The 1,321-nt window shown below is 68.6% G+C and carries 3 protein-coding genes; 1 reads left to right on the top strand and 2 read right to left on the bottom strand.

What is annotated here, in order from left to right:
* Positions 1-417: TIGR03086 family metal-binding protein (locus BN4348_RS54125; RefSeq protein ID WP_066916946.1), on the top strand; the 417-nt coding region annotated here is incomplete at its 5' end.
* 82 nt (positions 418-499) lie between these two features.
* Here BN4348_RS54125 and BN4348_RS54120 read toward each other — a convergent pair.
* Both BN4348_RS54120 and BN4348_RS54115 read right to left on the bottom strand, forming a co-directional pair.
* The gene (locus BN4348_RS54120) at positions 500-961 is read right to left on the bottom strand and encodes a DUF4334 domain-containing protein (protein ID WP_066916944.1); all 462 of its coding nucleotides are present in this window, start codon (positions 959-961) and stop codon (positions 500-502) included.
* Positions 958-1,321: aminotransferase class I/II-fold pyridoxal phosphate-dependent enzyme (locus tag BN4348_RS54115; protein ID WP_142308766.1), on the bottom strand; the 364-nt coding region annotated here is incomplete at its 5' end. The genes BN4348_RS54120 and BN4348_RS54115, both read right to left, overlap by 4 nt.

The raw sequence follows: 1,321 nt of genomic DNA, 5'->3' as shown, positions 1-1,321 counted from the left end.
CTGCTGAAGTCGATCGCCGGCCTCGGCGGCATGGTGGGCGCGCAGCTGCCGGAGCGCGACGACGGCGATTCGGTGGAGCGGCAGGTCATCGCCGCGGCCCGGCCCGCCCTGGACGCGTGGCATCGCCGCGGTCTGGATGGCACCGTGCCGTTCGGCAAGGGCGAGATGCCGGCCAAGAGTGCGTGCGGCATCTTCTCGATCGAATTCCTGGTCCACGCTTGGGATTACGCCGCCGCGGTGGGACACGAGGTGCACGCCCCCGAACCGCTGTCCGAGTATGTGGTGGGGTTGGCGCGCCAGATCATCAGGCCGGAACTGCGCGGCAGCGCCGGGTTCGACGACCCGGTCGACGTGCCCGCCGACGCCGGCGCCCTCGAGCAGCTGGTCGCGTTCACCGGCCGCAACCCGGCCCGCTAGCTTCCTTCGCCGAGCGTGCTCTCAGGGCGAGATTCCTTACGGATTTCCGCCGTCACGTCACGCTCGGCGCCAGCGACGGTTCCTAGACCCGCTCGAGGTAGAAGTAGTAATACCGGCCGTCGTCCAGGACGCCCTTGCCGTTCATGATGCCCATCACGGCGTCGTCGTCGATCTTCTTGAAGTGGTCGTGCACCGGTTGGCCGTCGTAGACCATCGTCGCGGTGACCTCGCCGCGGAATTCCTCCAGCCACAGGCTGGCCTCGCCTTTGCCCATCGCCTTGTTGGAGAACTTGTTCCCGTCGGCGTCCAGGCAGACCAGCGGCTGCACATCGGCGGCCGAGGTGAAGGTCTTACCGAACCAGCCCGCCTTTTCCAACTGGCCGTTCATCTTGTGACCGGTGCGGAACTCGCCGCCCTTCCACTCGCCGATCATGCCGTCGATCGTCGCGGGCGCCAGCGTCGCCCAGAAGTCGTCCAACTCGGCATCGGCGATGGCGTCGCCGCGTTCCTTGAACTCGGTGAACTTCTTGCGGGCCAGGCTCATTGGTTCTCCTTGATCCAGTCGCGGGCAAACCCCAGCAGCGCGTCGTTCTCCTCGGGCGCCCCGATGGTGATCCGGACACCGTCCGGTGCGAACGGGCGGACCACGATGCGCGCGTCGGCGGCCCGCGTCACGAAGTCGGATGTGTGAGGGCCCAGCGGCAGCCACACGAAGTTGGCCTGCGACGGCGGCAGCGCGTACCCGGCCTCCCGCAAACCGCCGGCGACCCGGGAACGCTCGGCGACCACGGCGTCGGTGCGCGCCAGCAGCTCGTCGGCGGCATCCAGTGCGGCGATGGCGGCGGCCTGCGAGATGCTCGTCACCGCGAACGGCACGTACACCTGGTCCAGCGCCGTGATCACG

The sequence above is a fragment of the Mycobacterium interjectum genome, from assembly GCF_900078675.2.
Classification (GTDB): domain Bacteria; phylum Actinomycetota; class Actinomycetes; order Mycobacteriales; family Mycobacteriaceae; genus Mycobacterium; species Mycobacterium interjectum.
The sequence above is the reverse complement of the archived record's forward strand: the minus strand, read 5'-3'. Positions and strand labels throughout refer to the sequence as shown.